This is a genomic window from Gordonia humi (genome assembly GCF_014197435.1).
Lineage (GTDB): Bacteria > Actinomycetota > Actinomycetes > Mycobacteriales > Mycobacteriaceae > Gordonia > Gordonia humi.
Window position 1 is genome coordinate 696,640 of the sequence record NZ_JACIFP010000001.1, and the last position, 17,270, is coordinate 713,909.

At 65.5% G+C, this 17,270-nt stretch carries 16 protein-coding genes; 8 read left to right on the forward strand and 8 right to left on the reverse strand.

What is annotated here, in order from left to right:
• Positions 1-39 precede the first annotated feature (39 nt).
• From BKA16_RS03100 to BKA16_RS03115, 4 genes are all read left to right on the forward strand, one after another.
• The gene (locus BKA16_RS03100; protein WP_183369303.1) at positions 40-1,518 is read left to right on the forward strand and encodes a DHA2 family efflux MFS transporter permease subunit; all 1,479 of its coding nucleotides are present in this window, start codon (positions 40-42) and stop codon (positions 1,516-1,518) included.
• Positions 1,515-1,934, forward strand: coding sequence for a MarR family winged helix-turn-helix transcriptional regulator (locus tag BKA16_RS03105; RefSeq protein ID WP_183369304.1), 420 nt, complete (start codon positions 1,515-1,517; stop codon positions 1,932-1,934). The genes BKA16_RS03100 and BKA16_RS03105 overlap by 4 nt, the downstream gene beginning before the upstream one ends.
• Before the next feature lie 159 nt (positions 1,935-2,093).
• Positions 2,094-2,615 carry a hypothetical protein gene (locus BKA16_RS03110; RefSeq protein ID WP_183369305.1) on the forward strand — a complete coding sequence of 174 codons (522 nt, stop codon included), beginning with the start codon at positions 2,094-2,096 and terminating at the stop codon, positions 2,613-2,615.
• An 86-nt stretch (positions 2,616-2,701) separates the two neighbouring features.
• A complete protein-coding gene (locus BKA16_RS03115) occupies positions 2,702-3,619 on the forward strand; it encodes an alpha/beta hydrolase (protein WP_183369306.1) in 918 nt (305 codons plus the stop codon).
• Between the two features lie 4 nt (positions 3,620-3,623).
• On the opposite strand, the gene BKA16_RS03120 is transcribed toward BKA16_RS03115, so the two are convergent.
• Complete coding sequence (locus BKA16_RS03120; RefSeq protein WP_183369307.1) at positions 3,624-4,163, reverse strand: hypothetical protein; 540 nt, start codon at positions 4,161-4,163, stop codon at positions 3,624-3,626.
• 1,057 nt (positions 4,164-5,220) lie between these two features.
• On the opposite strand from BKA16_RS03120, the gene BKA16_RS03125 reads away from it, so the two are divergent.
• Entirely contained in the window at positions 5,221-7,563 is a 2,343-nt protein-coding gene (locus tag BKA16_RS03125) for a LuxR C-terminal-related transcriptional regulator (protein ID WP_183369308.1), read from the forward strand.
• A 588-nt stretch (positions 7,564-8,151) separates the two neighbouring features.
• On the opposite strand, the gene BKA16_RS03130 is transcribed toward BKA16_RS03125, so the two are convergent.
• From BKA16_RS03130 to BKA16_RS03160, 7 genes are read right to left on the reverse strand one after another with little or no spacing between them, the layout of a single operon-like run.
• On the reverse strand, positions 8,152-8,781 hold the full coding sequence (locus tag BKA16_RS03130; RefSeq protein ID WP_183369309.1) for a PaaI family thioesterase: 630 nt from the start codon (positions 8,779-8,781) through the stop codon (positions 8,152-8,154).
• On the reverse strand, positions 8,774-9,190 hold the full coding sequence (locus tag BKA16_RS03135) for a Zn-ribbon domain-containing OB-fold protein (protein ID WP_183369310.1): 417 nt from the start codon (positions 9,188-9,190) through the stop codon (positions 8,774-8,776). The genes BKA16_RS03130 and BKA16_RS03135 overlap by 8 nt, the downstream gene beginning before the upstream one ends.
• Positions 9,191-9,206: 16 nt before the next feature.
• Positions 9,207-10,352: a thiolase family protein gene (locus BKA16_RS03140; RefSeq protein WP_183369311.1), complete on the reverse strand. Its 1,146-nt coding sequence runs from the start codon at positions 10,350-10,352 to the stop codon at positions 9,207-9,209.
• A 39-nt stretch (positions 10,353-10,391) separates the two neighbouring features.
• Positions 10,392-11,564, reverse strand: coding sequence for an acyl-CoA dehydrogenase family protein (locus BKA16_RS03145; RefSeq protein WP_183369312.1), 1,173 nt, complete (start codon positions 11,562-11,564; stop codon positions 10,392-10,394).
• A 2-nt stretch (positions 11,565-11,566) separates the two neighbouring features.
• The gene (locus BKA16_RS03150) at positions 11,567-12,367 is read right to left on the reverse strand and encodes an enoyl-CoA hydratase/isomerase family protein (protein WP_343067259.1); all 801 of its coding nucleotides are present in this window, start codon (positions 12,365-12,367) and stop codon (positions 11,567-11,569) included.
• Between the two features lie 5 nt (positions 12,368-12,372).
• On the reverse strand, positions 12,373-13,551 hold the full coding sequence (locus BKA16_RS03155) for an acyl-CoA dehydrogenase family protein (RefSeq protein WP_183369314.1): 1,179 nt from the start codon (positions 13,549-13,551) through the stop codon (positions 12,373-12,375).
• A 34-nt stretch (positions 13,552-13,585) separates the two neighbouring features.
• Positions 13,586-14,368 (reverse strand): aspartate/glutamate racemase family protein, encoded by a 783-nt coding sequence (locus tag BKA16_RS03160; RefSeq protein WP_183369315.1) that lies wholly within the window; start codon positions 14,366-14,368, stop codon positions 13,586-13,588.
• A 194-nt stretch (positions 14,369-14,562) separates the two neighbouring features.
• Here BKA16_RS03160 and BKA16_RS03165 point away from each other — a divergent pair, with 194 nt between their 5' ends.
• Genes BKA16_RS03165 through BKA16_RS03175 form a run of 3 tightly spaced genes read left to right on the forward strand, consistent with a single transcriptional unit; the run spans position 14,563 to position 16,868 of the window.
• Positions 14,563-15,756, forward strand: coding sequence for an oxidoreductase (locus tag BKA16_RS03165; protein WP_183369316.1), 1,194 nt, complete (start codon positions 14,563-14,565; stop codon positions 15,754-15,756).
• Entirely contained in the window at positions 15,753-16,220 is a 468-nt protein-coding gene (locus tag BKA16_RS03170) for a nuclear transport factor 2 family protein (RefSeq protein ID WP_183369317.1), read from the forward strand. The genes BKA16_RS03165 and BKA16_RS03170 overlap by 4 nt, the downstream gene beginning before the upstream one ends.
• Before the next feature lie 42 nt (positions 16,221-16,262).
• Positions 16,263-16,868: a TetR/AcrR family transcriptional regulator gene (locus BKA16_RS03175; RefSeq protein ID WP_221246725.1), complete on the forward strand. Its 606-nt coding sequence runs from the start codon at positions 16,263-16,265 to the stop codon at positions 16,866-16,868.
• Positions 16,869-17,270: the final 402 nt, after the last annotated feature.

Below are 17,270 nucleotides of genomic sequence, written 5' to 3' on the forward strand. Positions count from 1 at the left end.
CTTGAACTACCGGGCATCGACCACCAGAATACTTGTGAAATGACAACTGTTGAACCACAACAGTCGGCGGTTCCCGCTCGCTACCGGCATCCCCGGCTGATTCTGATCATCTGCTGCACGAGCCTGCTGCTCGTGTCGATGGACGCCGTCGCGATCAACGTCGCCCTACCGTCCATCAGCCGCGACCTGCATGCGGGCGTCGCCGAGCTCCAGTGGTCGGTGGACGCCTACACCCTGGTGCTCGCCAGCCTGCTGATGCTGTCGGGATCCACCTCCGACCGGATCGGGCGACGGCGCACCTTCCAGATCGGCGTCGGGATCTTCACGCTCGGTTCTCTGCTGTGCAGTCTCGCACCCAGCGTCGGATGGCTGATCGCTTTCCGCATGGTGCAGGCGGTCGGCGGGTCGATGATGAACCCGGTCGCCATGTCGATCATCACCGCGACGTTCCCCGACCGCGCCGAGCGGGCGAAGGCCGTCGGCATCTGGTCGGCGGTCATCGGGATCTCGATGGGCATCGGGCCGATCGTCGGAGGTGCGCTCACCGAGACGGTCGGCTGGCGCGGCATCTTCTGGATCAATGTGCCGATCGGCATCGCGGCGATCGTGTTGACCGCGGTGTTCATCCCGGAGTCCCGGTCGTCGCACCGTCGGCGGTTCGACCCGGTCGGCCAGCTCCTGATGATCGTGATGCTCGCGTCCCTGGTCGCCGGACTCATCGAGGCTCCTCGCCGCGGCTGGACCGAGCCCGAGTCCATCGTGCTGTTCACGACGGCCGCGATCTCGCTCGCCGTCTTCGTCGCCTACGAACGACGTCGTCGCGAGCCGCTGATCGACATCCGTTTCTTCCGCAGTCTGCCGTTCTCGTCGTCGGTCGTCACGGCGGTGTGCACGTTCACCGCGAACGGCGCGTTCCTGTTCATCATCACCCTCTACCTGCAGGAGGTGCGGCAACTGTCACCGCTCGAGGCCGGTGTGCACACGCTGCCGTTCGCGGTGGCACAGCTGATCTGCGCCCCGCTCTCGGGCAGACTCGTCGCCTCGCGAGGCACCCGCCCGCCGGTCGTCATCGCCGCGGTCGCCCTGGCGGCGGCCTCCGGCGCACTCACTCTCCTCACGTCGTCGACGCCGATGCCGTACCTTCTCGTCGTGTTCTTCGTGTTCGGGGTGGCGATGGGACTGCTCAACGCGCCGATCACGACCACGGCCGTGTCGGGGATGCCGGCGTCGCAGACCGGGGCCGCCGCGGCCATCGCCTCGACCAGCAGACAGGTCGGCACATCGCTCGGCATCGCGCTCGCGGGCGCACTGACCGGGATCGGCGCCAGCACATCGTTGTCGTCGACGTTCGCCGAGGCGACCGCTCCCCTCTGGTGGACCGTCGTCGGACTCTCTGCGGTGATCCTGTTCCTGGGCGTCCTCGCGACCGGTCGGATCGGGCGACGCAGCACCGATGCGATCGCCTTCCTGTTCGGCGAGTCGCCGACCGGTTCGGCGGACGAGGAGGGTGTGCGATGACCGACGAATCCCTCGATCCCAACCGCGTGTGGGAGCGCCTCGTCCATATCGTGATGGACAGCCGCGGGAACTGGCAACGTCGCGTCGTGGACGCGTTCGGGATGAGCTTCACTCGTGTTCGCGTGCTTCGCCGTCTGGCGACCGCCGGGGAGCTGACGATGTCCGAACTGGCGCACGACCTGGAGATCGACGGTCCGGCGACCACCGTCGTCGTCAACGCACTCGAAGATCAGGGACTGGTTGCGCGCCGCGCGCACGAGACCAACGGGCGGGTGAAGCTCGTGAGCCTGACCGACTCCGGGCGCGATCTGCTCGCGCGTGCACGACGGATCGAGCTGCCCGCGCCCGACGACTTCCGCGATCTCGACCAGGCCGATCTCGCGGCGTTGATGCGAGTCCTGGATCGCCTGGGCTGACAGGCTCCGCGCCGCGTCGCACGTGCCACGGTTCTCCCCGATCGTCGATGGACCACCGTCTGATGTACCCCGTGTCCACCTTCCGATGTACTCCTGACCTGCAATGATGGACCTCGCGATCGATGTGCGGCCCCCTACCTGCGCCATATCGTCAACGACATGAACATCACTCATGCAGCCCGTGCCCTGGTCCTCGGGGCCGTCGCCGTCGCGGCGACGGTCGCGCTCACCGCGTGCGGCGATCCGTCGACGCCGAACCACGTCGAGTCCAAGTCCTCGGCCACCGGCACAGCGGCCAAGGCCGACCACATCGCACCGTCGTGGCTCCCCGACGAAGCCCACGAAATCGAGGTCACGCGCCGGACCACCGGCAACGAGCGGATCCTCGTCGCCTCCTACGACGGTCGTCTCGACTCGCGATCCTGCTTCCCGATCGCTCGTCCCGGCGACCCGAGCATCGACGAGCTCACTCGCGCGTACTCGTCGGATCCCATGACCCACGGCGTGCAGCCGCGCTTGCTGACCAGTCGTCCGTCGCTGACCGCCGCCTGGTGGCCGACCGGACAGGAGACGAAGGCGACACTCCTGTGCGACCGCTGGTGGGTCGGCGTCGACGGCGGCAGGATCTACGCGTTCTCGCCGGAGCTGACGAGCATCGCCGCCGATCCGCGCGCGAACTGAACCAGTGGCGACACTGGCGTTCATCGACGTCGGCGAGGCGAGACGTGCCCACTCCGCAAAACCTGACTCGAGAGTAGGTTCAGGGTATGAGCATCGACGAGACCTCCGGCCCCTGGACGCGCCTGGACGTGTCCTTCACCTCGGACGGCGACACCTGCGCAGCCTGGCTGTATCTGCCTCCCGCGGACGGGCCGGTTCCGGTGATCGTGATGGCGCACGGACTCGGCGCGGTCCGAGAGATGCGGTTGGACGCGTTCGCCGAGCGTTTCACCGCAGCGGGCTACGCGTGTCTGGTGTTCGATTACCGCCATTTCGGTGCCAGTGGCGGACAACCGCGTCAGCTCCTGGACATCGGCCGGCAGCTCGTCGATTGGCGCGCCGCGGTCGCCTACGCGAGAACCAGGCCGGAGCTCGATCCCGACCGGGTCGTGGTGTGGGGCACCTCGTTCAGCGGCGGGCACGCGATCGTGACGGCGGCCGCCGACGACCGGCTGGCCGCGGCGATCGCCCAGTGTCCGTTCACCGACGGGTTCGCATCGCTGCGCGCGATTGAGCCGCGGACCGTAGCGAAGATCTCGGCCCGCGCGGTGCGCGACGTCGCCCGACGTCTGCGGAGACGCCCGCCCGTGATGATCGCGACGTCCGGCCCGGTCGGGTCGACGGCGCTGATGACCGCGCCCGATGCGATGGACGGCTATCTCGCACTGACTCCCGGCGCTCCGACGTTCTCGAATCAGGTCGCCGCCCGCATCGGTCTGGCCATCGGCCTGCACTTTCCCGGCCGGTCGGCGGCGAAAGTCACCGTCCCGATCCTGTACTGCGTGTGCGACCGAGATTCGGTCGCACCCGCGCCCGCGACCCTCCGCCACGTCGCGAAATCGCCGCGCGGTGAGATCCGCCGTTACGACGAGGGCCACTTCGACATCTACGTCGACGAGGCGTTCGAGCAGGTCGTCACCGATCAGCTCGACTTCCTACGACGGCACGTCCCGGTCGCCGGCTGACCTGTCACGCCCAGTACGGCTCGTACTCGGAATCGGGTTCGTCGTCGAATCGGGCCCGTGGCATCTCCGCCGAACGCGTCTCGGCGGGGAGCGCGAGCAGCCTCTCCCGCGCCTGCTCCGATGCCGTCGCCGGCAGGTCCAACGCGTCTCGCAATCGGTCACGATCGGTTGCCAGGTCGGGGAAGTCCTCCTCGAGCTCACGAAGCAGGTCCTCGAGCGAGTGGCGACCGCCACCGACGTCGTGCCAGATCGTGGGGAGTGCGACCAGCACGTCGAGCGCGGCATGCAGCGAATCACCAAGCCACGCCGCTGATCCCGCCGACGACGCGTAGACCACGGACCGCTGAGCTCGGTCCGGATCGCCGACGAGGAGGAAGGAGCCTCCTCCCGCGTCCCCCGCAATCACCTCGAACGCCGTGCCAGACGCGAAGTACAGGTCTTCGACGGGGTCGAGGCGGTCGATCGACACGTCGGCGACGGTGTCGAGGAGATCGGCGATCTCATCGTCGTCACGGAGGCGGTCGAGGAGCGTCGAATCATCCATGGGCGCCACGATAGCGAGCGTCGCCGGAACCGCGTCGTCGTGCGCCGAACGTTCACTAGGAGTTCCCGCGACCGCGATGCCATGACATGTCGCGCGAACGGACGCGGCCTCGACCTGTCCGATTCAGCGGTGCCCAATCTCGGCGATCGATTCGTGATCGATCGACCTCCAGATAGGCACCGATGCTCAGGCTCGTGTTCTTGGCCTCCCACCCGGTGAATCCGAGGATCAGTGCCACGAGGGGCGGCCTGCATAACGTTGGGATCAGTCCCAGACGGAGCGTCTACGCCGACTCCAACACACCAGCCGATCGCGCCATCGCCCCATGGGAATGCGACGCCGACGCATCACCTGACCGGCCTGCATTTCCACAAGCCCTCAACTATCCCCAGCTCACGATCGAAATATGCACAACATGATCCGGACTCGGCCTCATCCCCTGATCGGCGGCCATCCACCAAGCAACGACGTGCACGCCGAACTCGGACGATTCGCTTCGCTCAGCGGTCAGAATCGTCGGGCGGCCGCGCACCTCCCACAGATAGACACAACTACCGTACCGGTGGCCCAGTGACGACCATCGCGACGGACTTACGGACTCCGGAGTCACGCCGCGGTCCTCGCGGACCATGCGGCCGACCGGAGTACGGCCGGTGAATCCTAGAAAATTGACGTTTGATTTGGCGCACGCCGGCCCACAGTTCACCGGCGAGCGGCTCAGTCTGGTTGCGCTCCTGGATCTCCTCCGTGTGCCCCGGTACATCGACATGGGGCGGCTCATTGAGACGGACGGTCCGGTGCCGCTCCCGGGTTCCCGCGTCAGCAGCCAATGTCCAGTCCCGCCGGACTCCGCTGCCACGAGTGCAACAGACCGGACCGTTTCGCACTGGTGCACACCGGTGCGGCCGCGGACTCCTAAGACCTCGGTGCACCCCCTGCTTTCCCGGTAGGGTGAAGCAATCAGCCTGAGGCTCGACGACCATTCGGCCTCACCCGTCTGATGTGTGTTGTCAGACAGAAGGGTTCCACCAATGCGCACCTTGGGACAGCGGCACCCATGACCTCCACGAGTCCGCACCGGCACCTGTCGGAGGCGCGCCGTATTGCGCCGAACCCATCGATCCATGGCGTTCCCCGCGAGGTGACGAGCTTCGTCGGCCGCCGGCGCGAACTCGACCAGCTGGCCGCGTTGCTGCGCACCTCCTCACTCATAACCCTGACCGGCACCGGCGGCGTCGGCAAGACGCGACTGGCCACCCGGCTGGCCACGGACCACGCCGCCGACTACCTCGACGGGGTGTGGTTCTTCCGGCTGAACGATGTCGCCGAGGATGCCCTCGTCGAGCCGCTCGTCGATCGCGCCCTGATGTTCGGCGACGGCGAACATCAGGCGCTGACACCGCTCGTCGACCGACTCGCCGAACGGCGGGTCCTGATCGTGCTGGACAACTGTGAACACGTCCTTGGAGGTGCGGCCCGGCTGGCGCACGATCTACTACACAGCGCGCCCGGTGTTCAGATCGTGACGACCAGCCGGGAATCATTGAAGATCCTCGGCGAAGCTGTGTTCGAGGTCCCGCCGCTGTCCACGGCACACACCGAGTATGGGACGACACCGCTGACAGACAACATCGTCCCCGAGTCAGTCCAGTTGTTTCTGGACCGCGCCGGGTCATCTTACCCCGGCTTCCACCCCGCTCCGGAGGAGCTCACCGCCATCGCAACGCTCTGCGAGCGGCTCGACAGTCTTCCCCTGGCGATCGAACTCGCCGCGGTCCGAGCACGTGCGATCTCTGCCAGCGACCTGTTGAGCCGGCAGGGAGCCTTCCTAGACTTGCTGACCAGGGGTAATACCGGCGACGAGCGGCATCAGACCCTAAGGGGCACCATTCAATGGAGCTTCGACCTCTGTTCCCCGAAGGAACAGGAACTGTGGAAGCGCCTGGCAGTGTTCGCCGGAGGCTTCGAAGTCGACGCCGCCGAAGCAATCTGCACCGACGACATGATCGCCCGGCACGACGTCCCCGTGTTACTCGCCGACCTGGTGGACAAATCCGTCCTGGCGACCAGCCACCTCGCCGGCCGTGTGCGGTACCGCCTGCTCGAAAGCATCCGGGCCTTCGGTTTCGAAAAGCTACGGGCATCCACTGAGACAGCCCGATGGCAGCAACGGCATCTCGAGTTCCACATCGGGCTCGCCGAGATCAGTGAGACGGACTCCATGGGTGTGGCCGACTCAGAGATCAACCGACGCCTGCGCCGCGAGCTGGCCAACCTCGAGGCCGCGATCACCTTGTGCCTGGACAATCCGGAGAACGCCGGCGCGGGAATGCGACTCGTCGGCAGCCTGTGGTTCTTCTGGAATGCAAACGGGCATCTGCGGGCGGGTCAGTTCTGGCTGACCCGCATCCTCGAAGTCGATAGGAGGCCGAGCCCGGAGCGAGCCAAGTGCCTGTGGGTGCTCGGCTGGTTCGAGAGCATCCAGGGCGGCAATAACGAGGCACGCCTCCACCTCGAGGAATCCATCGACACCGCTGCCGAGGTCGGCGACCAAGAGTCTCATGCGCTGGCGACTCAGTTCCTCGGCACCGTCGAGCACATCGCCGGGAACCTCGAACGGGCAATGGAACTGCTCGAGATGTCGAGCTGGGAGCACAACGAGCGGCATGCCTACGGCTCTCTACCCAGCCTGGGTACCGTGCAGAAAGCGTTCGTGTACGCCCTTTCCGATGAGCCGGACCGGGCCGTCGAGCTGAGCGACGCCGCCCTCGCCGACGCGCTGCGTAGTGGCGAGCAGTTCTCCGCCTCCTGGGCGCTGTGGACCAAGGGCATCGCGTTGTGGTTCACGGAGCGGTACCCGGAAGCCGGGGAGACGCTCCGCCAAGCGGTCGAGATCAAGCGTGAACTGCACGATTGGCTCGGGGTCTCGGTCTGCCTGGACGTGTTGGCGTGGGTGGCAGTGCGCGAGAACCGGATGGCCGAGGCCGCCGGTCTATGGGGGCAGGGCCGTCGGCTCTACGGCGAAGTCGGCAGCCTCCCGTTGTTCGGCAGTGCCAAGCACGTCGAGATCCGGGAGGAGCATCAGCGGTTGGCCAGGAAAGCGCTCGGTAGAGAGGAGTTCGACCGGCTGGTCGACGATGCCGCCGATCGCGGCACCTCCGGAGACGACCGGTCGGGCGAGACACACCCGGCACACCGGCCCGCAGCGGTGACGGTGACTAACCGAGAGCGGGAAGTCAGTGAGATGGTCGCCCTAGGCATGAGCAACCGAGAGATCGCCGCTCGCCTGGTGCTATCGGTCCGGACCATCGAAGGGCACGTACAGAATATGCTCAACAAGCTCGGCTTCCACTCCCGGCAGCAGCTCGCCGATTGGGTGCACAGCTATCACAACCGGTAGAACCCCGGAGGCTTGGAAGCGCCGCAGTGCGCGCCGCGGAGGTGACGTTCCAGAAGTCCGATGACAGCTTATGTCTCCGGCTTCGGTGCCGGTCACGATAAGTCGTCGCGACGGGCCTGGGCACCTCCGTTGCTGATAATTGATCGCTCGTTCCTGCGGCCACGGCCCGACTGCGATCACAGCGTCGTCCCGATCGGTGATTGCGTCGACGGCGAGTGCTTCGACGTGATGGAACGAGTGCGCCACCGGTCGGACCGCAGCCCTCCGTGTTCCAACGCCGTCCGGACCCTGCATGGCCTGATCTCCTTCGCGCTCTCAAGGACAGCCGATGGTGAGGACTTCGGTCGCCGCGACCGGGCTCCGACTGAGCTATTCAGTCCTGACGAGCGATCACCCGAACCTCAGAGAGGATCTGCCACGAGATACCGCGCTCGACGCAGAACACCCGGGCGGCACGTGAGGTGGATCGTCAGACCACGCTGCTGTCGCGACGCTGGCCCGACGATCGATCGGTTCGGCGGCATCCACCCGATCAGACGGGCAGAACTGTCATCGGTGTCCTGTGATGTAGCAGGGGCACACCGCGGGTCAACTGCGCAGCATAATGAACAGGCCGCTGGCCTCAACGGTGATCCGACCCGCGGCCTCGATGCTCCCACGCAACCACAGCTTGCGGCCTTCGCGCCGGTCGATGGCTGAGCGGAGGGTTAGCTCGGCGTCGATCGGCGTGGGCGCCCGATAGTCTAGGGTCAAATTCGCCGTCCGTGATGTCAGGTCCAGTTCTTCGATCAGCAGCCCACACATGCAGTCCATCAGCCAGGCGGCGGTGCCGCCGTGCAGCAGGCCGGCGGCGCCCTCGAGAAGCGGATCCGGGTGGTATCGGGCAACGGCACCGTACGTGTCGACTTCGATCTCCAGCGGCGCCACCAGGGTATTGGTTGCACCTATACGGCGGCCGTTGTCTACCGAGATGCGGCCCTGGTCGAAGTCGCCTAGCAGCGGACCGGAGCGCCGACGCTCATCGAGCGCCGCGGTGGCCGCGGCGATCGTTTCCGAGACCGTCCGCAACGCATCCCCATCAACCTCAGTCAGCGCGGCCGCGCGAGCCAGTCGCCGGATGCGCTCAGTCAACTCGGCCAACGCCGAGACCCACGAGCCGTCGAGATCATCCCGTCGGGTCCGCTGCTCGCGCGCCGCCTGATAAGCCGGTTCAGGCACTGGTCTTGTCAGGCGTGAACAGCGGCAGCACCTGACCGTCGCGTTCGACGAAGTGAATCCGGACCGCGAGACCGATGCGCACCTGCGTCACATCCAACGGCGCCGCGTCGGTGCCGACGATATTCGTCATCATCGTCGGGCCTTCGGCGAGCTGCACTATAGCCACCGCGTACGGCGTGAGTTCGGCGAAGATCCCTTCTGCCCGATTGACGATGCTGAAAGTGTGTACCTCAGCGCTGCCCGCCGCTGGCGCCCACTCCAGGTCACGAGACCCGCAGTGCCGGCACAGATAACGCGCATAGAACTGCCACTTCTCGCAGTCACAGCACCGCTGCAGCCGTAGTTCCCCGTCCCGGCACGCGTTCCAAAAGATCTCTCGCACGTCGTCGACGTGCTGTTCTGCAGTCATCGGATCTCTCCTCGTCTCACGCCCGGCCCAAGACCAGGAAACCGTTGTTAGCGAGCCAGCTGCCTTGCCCGTGAACCATACCGACCTGCGCATCGGCCACCTGGCGGTCGCGGGCGGTGCCGCGCAACTGATGGACGGCCTCGACCACCGAGTCCAGAGCGGCGCCCATTCCCGGGTGCCGGAAGGCCATGGTGCCGCCGTGGGTGTTCATTGGGAGGGTGCCGCCGAGTTCCGCGTTGCCTTCGGCGACGAACGCCCCGGCTTCACCCTTCGCGCAGTAGCCGATGTCCTCGAGGATGATCAGCGGCACGATCGACGCCGGGTCGTACACCTGGAGGAAGTCCAGATCGCGCAGGGAGACGCCGGCCTGACGAAGTGCGAGGTCGGACGCCTTCCGTAGATTCGGGAACTCGACCAGACTCGGTGCCTGACTCAAGCTCATGAAACTGCACGACTCGCCGTAGCCGAGGATGCTCACCGGCCGGTCGCCGGTCGGTTCCGCGGTCACCACGAATCCCTGCCCACCGCCGGTGGAGATCAGCGCGAGCATGGATCGGGTCAGCGGACTGCTGGTCACCGGGTCGGCCAGCACCGACTCGACGGTGAGCTCTCCGCGTACTTCAGTGTCGGGATTCAACAGACCGTGCCGACGAATGGTCACCGCGACCGCCGCCAACTGTTCCATCGTGGTGCCGAAATCGTGCATATGCCGCTGGGCCATCAACGCGAAGGCCGTGGGAATGATCGGGCCGTAGGGCCGCTCGTAGACCTGGTCGAAGCTGGTCATGTAGAGCTTTACGGCCCCGTCGATGCCCAGCCGGGTGGCGAAATCGTCCGCCGACAGCACGAGCACCTTGCCGGCCTGACCGGAGGAGATCGCCGCATCAGCCAGGTGCAGCACGTCCACCGCGGGTCGGCCACCGTACGGTGCCATGGCGACGTAGGCCAGTTCGATGCCCAGGTGTTCGGCCACCTCGGCCGGATTCAGCTCGAACGGCTGCGGAATGGACGATGACAGGATCAGCCCGTCGATGTCGTCCTTCACCAGGCCAGCATCGGCAATCGCGTCGAGCGCGGCGTCGACGAGGATCTTCGCATACGGCGGCGCCGCCCGGCCCCGACCGACGATCACCTGTGAAACACCGGAGATGTAGCTAGTCACAGCAACTCCTTCATACTTGTCGAGACTGCGCCGTGCGGGTCAGCCGCGCGGCCGGGACCACTTATGAATGTTGTTACGCTGGATGGCAGACGAGCCGCCGATGATGGGCATCGCCAGGATGTCTCGCACGTACCGTTCGCAGTCGAAATCCTTCGCATAGCCGTACGCACCCATCACGGTCTGCGCGTCGAGCACGATCGTCTTGGCCGTCTCCGTGGTGAACAGCTTGGCCATCGACGTCTCGACCCCGGATCGGGTCTGTGCATCCGCGAGCCGGGCGGCGTCGTCGAGCACCAGGCGCCCGGCGTAGAGCCCAACCTGCATGTCGGCCAACATGTGCGCGATCGACTGGTGATTCTCGATCGAGACACCGAACTGCTCGCGCTGTCGGCTGTAGTCGTGGGCATCGGCGTATGCGGCCTGAGCGATGCCCAGCGACATCGCGGCGACCTCCAGCTTTTCGATGTCGAGGCCGACCCCGGTGATCAGCTCCCAGCCGCGGTTCCACGCGTCCTCACCACCCATGAGATTCCCGATCGGGACCCGCACGTCGTCGAAGATCACGTCGGAGGTGTGCGTGCCCTTGAGGCCCATGGTGTCGATCGCGGTGATGGTGATGCCCTCGCTCGAGGTCGGGACGACGACGGTCGACAGATTCCGGTACTTCGGAGCCTCGGCATCCGATCGGCCGAGCACGTAAATGGCATCGCTGAAGTCGGCACCGGTGCAGAAGCGCTTCGCCCCGTTGATCACCAGGGTGTCGCCCTCTCTGGTGATGGTGGTCCTGACATTTGCCAGATCGCCGCCGATCTCGGGTTCGGTCCACCCGTACGCGAAGAGCATCTTGCCCGCGGCGACGTCCGGTAGCCACCGCCGCTTCTGTTCTTCGGTGCCGCAGTCGGTGACTGTCATGCCGGCGTAGCAGCTGGCCATAATGTACGGAATCGCCACGGCCATACTGCGTTTAGACAGTTCCTCGATCACCATCAGGGTCAGCCGGATGTTGCGCCCGCTGCCCCCGTACGCTTCCGGGACGGTCAAACCCATCACGCCGAGTGAGGCGAGGCGATCGAGTACCTCCCGCGGATAGTAGTTCTCACGATCCCAGCGGCTCGCCTCCTCCCGCGGCATTACGGTCGAGACGAACTGTTGCACCACGGACCGGAGTTCGGCGAGCGCATCATCGGCGTCGGCGGCCGGAGTCATGGACATGGTCACCTCCCCTGGAATGTGGGAGTCCGCTTCTCCCGAAAGGCGGCCACTGCCTCGGCGTGGTCGGCGCTGCTGTTGGTGATCGTTTCGTACGCGATCGACACATCCATCGCCGCGTGCGCTGCCTGCTTGAGCGCGATGTTGGTGGCGATCTTGGTGAACCGGATCGCTTTAGTGGCCCCGTGGCGCAGCCGCTCGGCGAACTCGTCGACTCGCGCGTCGAGGCCTTCAGCGGGGACCGCATGGTTGATCAGCCCGATATCGGCCGCATCGGAGGCACTGATCAGATCGCCCGTGAACAGGTACTCTTTGGCCCGGGCATAGCCGATCAGCTGCGGCCAAATGATCGCGCCGCCGTCGCCGGCGACGAAGCCGATGGACACGTGCGGGTCACCGATCTTGGCCTTCTCCGAGGCGAAGATGACGTCGCAGAAAAGTGCGAGGGTCGCGCCGAGGCCCACGGCGTGACCGTTCACCTTTGCGATAATCGGCTTCTCCAGGTCGAGCAGCGAAAAGATGATCCGCTTGGCCTCGTCCCGGGTCTGGTCGAAGGATTCCGGATCGTCGACGGCGTCCTGCATCCAGGCGACGTCCCCGCCGGCCGAGAAGGCCCGACCAGCGCCAGTCAGCACCACGACGTCGACCTGTCGGTCACGCTGCAGGTCGGTGAAGATCGTCGACAGTTCTGTGTGCATCACCGCATCAGCCACGTTGAGTTGGTCAGGCCGGTTGATAGTCACAGTTGCGATCCGGTCGTCGACCGCGACGTCGAGCTGGGTGTATGTCGAGTAATCCATGGTCATTCCCTTCAGAGGCCCGCGGGAGCCGTCTTGTAGGTCTCGCGGGCGATGATGATCTTCTGAATCTCGCTGGTGCCCGCACCTATCTCGTGGTGCTTGGCGTCCCGGTACAGCCGAGCCGCCGGGTACTCCTCCATCAGGCCGTATCCGCCAAGGATCTGAACCACTTCGCGGGAGGCCTCGACGGCCGCCTCCGAGCTGTAAAGCTTGAGAATCGATGCCGCCCGGGTCACTTCTTCGCCGCGTTCGAGCGCCCGCACCAGGTGGTAGAACATCACCCGGCTCATCTCGACGCCCGTGGCGATCCTGGCGATCTTGTCCTGCGTCATCTGGTACTCGGACAGCTGCTGTCCGAACACCTCGCGCTCCTGTGAGTACGAGGTGGCCAGATCCAGACAGGCCTGGCCGATGCCGGTGTTGGAGGCACCCTCGAAGACACGTTCCAGGTCGAGACCTTCGAGCATGTAATAGAAGCCTTCGTCCACCTTGCCGAGGATCTGGTCGTCGCGGACCCTGACCTCGTTGAAGAAGACCTCGCCGGTCGGCGAGCTGCGCAGTGACAGCTTATCGAAGGGCTTGCCCGTCGAGAGCCCCTCGGCATCCCGATCGACGATGAAGCAGGTACCGCCGCGTGCGCGCCGGTCCTCACCACTGGTCCGCGCGAACACCAGGAAGAAGTCGGCGATCGGCGCATTGGTGATGAACGTCTTGGAGCCGTTGATCACCCACTCGTCGCCATGCTTGCTCGCGACGGTCTTGGGACTGAGCGCGTTGGAGCCACCGTGCGATTCGGTCAGGCAGATCGACGCGCTGGAGGTTCCGTTGATCAGAGGAACCAGGTACTTCTGCTTCTGCTCCTCGGTCCCGCGCTTGATCAGGTGCCGGGCCACCAGACTGATGTTGACGAAGAGCGTAGCGTCCAGGCCGGCGTCGACGCGCGCTGTCTCCTCAGCCAAGATCGCGCGGGTCATCAGTGATCCGCCGCCTCCGCCGTACTCTTCCGGTGCGAAGGAGCCGAGCAGCCCCTGCTTGCCCATGTCCTCTAGGAGCTCGGCCGGCGGCCTGCCGGCCTTCTCCATGTCGGCCACGATCGGGCGCACGTTCTTGTCCATGTACCGCTGCACGGAGTCCTGCCATTGGCGCTCTTCGTCGGTCAGCATCGCGAGGGCGCTGGAGTCAAATTTCATAGTGGTCTACTTTCTTGAAGGATCGGGTCGGGGGTCAGAGCCCGAACAGTTCCCGCACCCGATCGATGTCGGCGTCGGGCAGTCGGGTGGTGTAGCCGCTGCGAGCGGTGGGCGGGAGTCCGAATCGACGGCTCAGGTCGACCCGCATCTCAAGCGTCTTGAGACCGACGACCAGGGTGTCGAAGACCGGGACATCAAGTCCAGACAGCTTCTTGAGGCCGCCGGCGGAGGCGATGGTGCTCAGGCCAGCGCTGCCGATGCATATGGCACTGGCACCGCGGTCCACCAACGCACGCGCCTGCTTGTCGATCTCGGCGACCACGCGGTCCGGGTTGGCGAAGCCCTCCGTGAAGGCCTCCGCCGAAGGGATCGAGATCGGCTGCACCCCGACACATCGATCGATCAGCCCGGACTTCACGACGAGGCTGTGGCAGGTCTCGACCCAGGCCGGGTCTTCGACCGTCACCACGCCGAAACGGTAGCCGTACATGGTGGCCAGGTGCAGCGAGGCCTCCCACGGTCCGACCACCGGCACATCGACCACGGTGCGGGCTTCGATGATCCCGGGATCTCCGGAACAGGCGACCATGCATCCATCGGCGCCGCCGCGGCCGGCGTCGACGATGTTGTTGACCACATCGACGGCGTTGAGCATGTACGGGTACCCGAACACGGTGTCGGTCGCCCGCTTGAGCTTGGCAAACCGGTGCTCGATCTCGGTGTCCGGCCTCTTGACGGAGTTGAACACTTCGTTGACCAACTCAGCGTACGGGCCGGACCCTCGCTCAGCGTTGATGTGAACTACAGACAGTTTCACGATTGACTCCTATTAATCGAACGGACGATTCATTCATACATCGCGGCCGCCTCGGAAGCAATAGCCGCGGGTCGTCTTGGGGCGTCCGAATAGTTGACGGAGAAATGACCAACAGTTATGGTAATTGAATCAACCGATCGATTCAATTTCTTGGCGCTTCGGCCGCCGATCACCCGGTCGCCGGGAGGAGAACTGTGTCCCCGAAACCATCGCCACGCCTGTTCGACCCATGGACGTCACGCTCGGTGACCCTGCGAAATCGAACTGCGGTCTCGCCAATGTGTCAGTACTCGGCCGTCGACGGCATCGCCACGGACTATCACCTGGTGCACCTTGGCCGCTTCGCGATGGGCGGCTTCGGGCTGGTGATGACCGAGGCCACCGCGATCTCTCCTGAAGGTCGACTGACACATGGTGATCTGGGGCTGTGGGGCGATCATCAGATCGCGCCACTACGCCGGATCGTCAACCTGGTGCATGACCACGGTGCGGCCGTTGGAATCCAGCTCGGTCATGCCGGCGCCAAAGCCGCGACCCTCGCGCCGTGGGAAGATCCCGAGGACCACGACGAGCACACCCGCTGGCCCATCCAGTCGGTGACGGATCAACCGCACGCCCCCCGCTGGCAGCAGCCGCGTGCGCTCACCGCAACCGACTTGCAGGCGCAAGTCGACCAGTGGGTCACGGCCGCGCAGCGGGCGGCCGCGGTCGGATTCGACGTCCTGGAGATCCATGGCGCGCACGGCTATCTGCTGCACGGCTTTCTCTCGCCGTTGAGCAACACCCGCATCGACGAGTACGGCGGGTCCTTTGAGAACCGGATGCGGTTCCCGGCGGCGGTCGTGGCCGCTGTGCGCGCCGTCTGGCCCGCAGACCGCCCACTGTTCGTACGCCTGTCAGTGGTCGACAGTGACACCGCCGGCCTGAGCCTCCAGGACTCCATCGCGATCGCCCGGCGGCTGGGAGAGCTCGGTGTCGACGTCATCGACTGCTCGTCGGGCGGTATCGGTGGCAGCTATGAGCGCCCCATCGGTCCCGGATATCAGGTCGACTACGCCCACACCATTCGCCAGGAGACCGGGCTTGCGACCGTGGCCGTCGGCATGGTTATGGATCCCCAGCACGCCGACCAGATCATCGCGGGAGGGTCGGCAGATCTGGTCGCACTGGGCCGGCAGGCGCTGGCCGAACCGGCCTGGCCGTACTCCGCCGCAAACGAGCTCGGCTACGTCGAGGACGGAGAACGCTACGAACTACTCCCCCTGCAGAGCCGCAGCTGGCTGGCTAAACGGGATCGGCAGCTAACTCGCTTCGAGAACGCGATACAGGAACATCCATCCCCGACACCACAGAAGGCTGCAGCCTCGGATCCGGCGGTGCGGTCATGACCACACCCGACGGCCGAACTGCAGATCGCGCAGTGATCGTCGAACTCGGCGCCCGATACTGCGTCGGGATCGACCGCCGCGACCTCGACGTCTTCCTGCCTATCTGGACGACCGACGGCGAGTATCTTGTCGGCCGACGTTCCGGTCGCTTCCAGGGGCCCGACGAGCTGCGCACCGCCCTGGACTTCGTGGCCCAGGCCTATGTCTCGACCCGCCACTGGACCACCAATCACCTCATCGAGTTCCAGTCCGCCGACGAGGCTACCGGAATGAGCGATTCGTTCGCCGTCTGTGTGACCGCCGACGACCGTCCCTGCCTTGTTGCCGCAAGTTACGATGACGTCTATTCGTGCCGGAACGGCCGCTGGCTGATCCGCCGGCGTGAGGTGACGCGATGGTTCGTCTCCGAACCGGTGGACGTGCAGTTGACCTACCCGCCACGGCTCACCGCCGACGGCCTTTGAGACGATGCAGAAGACACTCACGGTCGAGACGAGGGAAACACGATGGTAAGAACGGTCGGTTCGACCCGCGAATCCACCTGGCCGAGAATACGTGCCGCCGGGATCGATCTGCTATACGAGATCGGCTACGACGGGATGAACACCCGCCAGCTCGCCGAAGCCGCGGGGCTCACCTCCAGCGCACTCTACTATCACTTCTCCAGCAAGGAGGAGCTGCTGTTCCGGGTCCTGACTGATCTACTGGAGGAGATCGTCGATGATCTGGACACCAGCCTGGAGGCGGCCGCCGACGACGGTCCCGCCGTGCAGCTCGACGTCTTCGTCGAGGTCCTGGTCAAATGGCATGTTACGCGGCGCAAGGAGACGTTCATCGCGAGTATCGAGACCCGGTCGCTCTCCCAGGAGCGAAACGAGGAGTATCAGCGGTTACGCGACCGGTTCGACCAACACCTCCATGACATCCTCGAACATGGTGCCGCCGACGGCGTCTTCTCTCCGATCGACGTCACCACCACCAGTGCTTCGCTCATGGCGATGCTCACCGCGATCTCCCGGTGGTACGACCCCGAAGGGCCTCTCGGCCTCGAGGTGATCAGCGAACGCTACGTCGCGCTCGCCCGCAGGATGGTAGGGTCCGACGAGCGCTGAGTCGGACCGTTGTTTGAAGCTCCACTGACTCGGTAGCGTGCAGGATCGAACGCTGGCAGACGACCGCTGCTGAGCCCACGTTGTTGGCGATGCTCGTGTTGATCAGGGTGCCGACCTGCCACGGCAGTCGATCTGACTCATATCAGCCGACGCGGTGAACGCACCAGTTCGTGTGTCCGGGCCGTCGGAAACCGACCCTACGGACTATGCGGTCGCCTTTCGCCGCGCTACGACCGCAGCCGTGCGAATTGTGCAGACCACAGCGTGATCGTCACTTAGCCTCGATCCACCGATGAGTCCTGGGTGGGCGGGGTCGGTGTGATCGCCGCCTGGTGAGGTAGCGGGGGCAGGGCTGGGTTCCGGGCGTCGCATCCCGGTCGTCCACTGGGTCTCGGTCGTGCC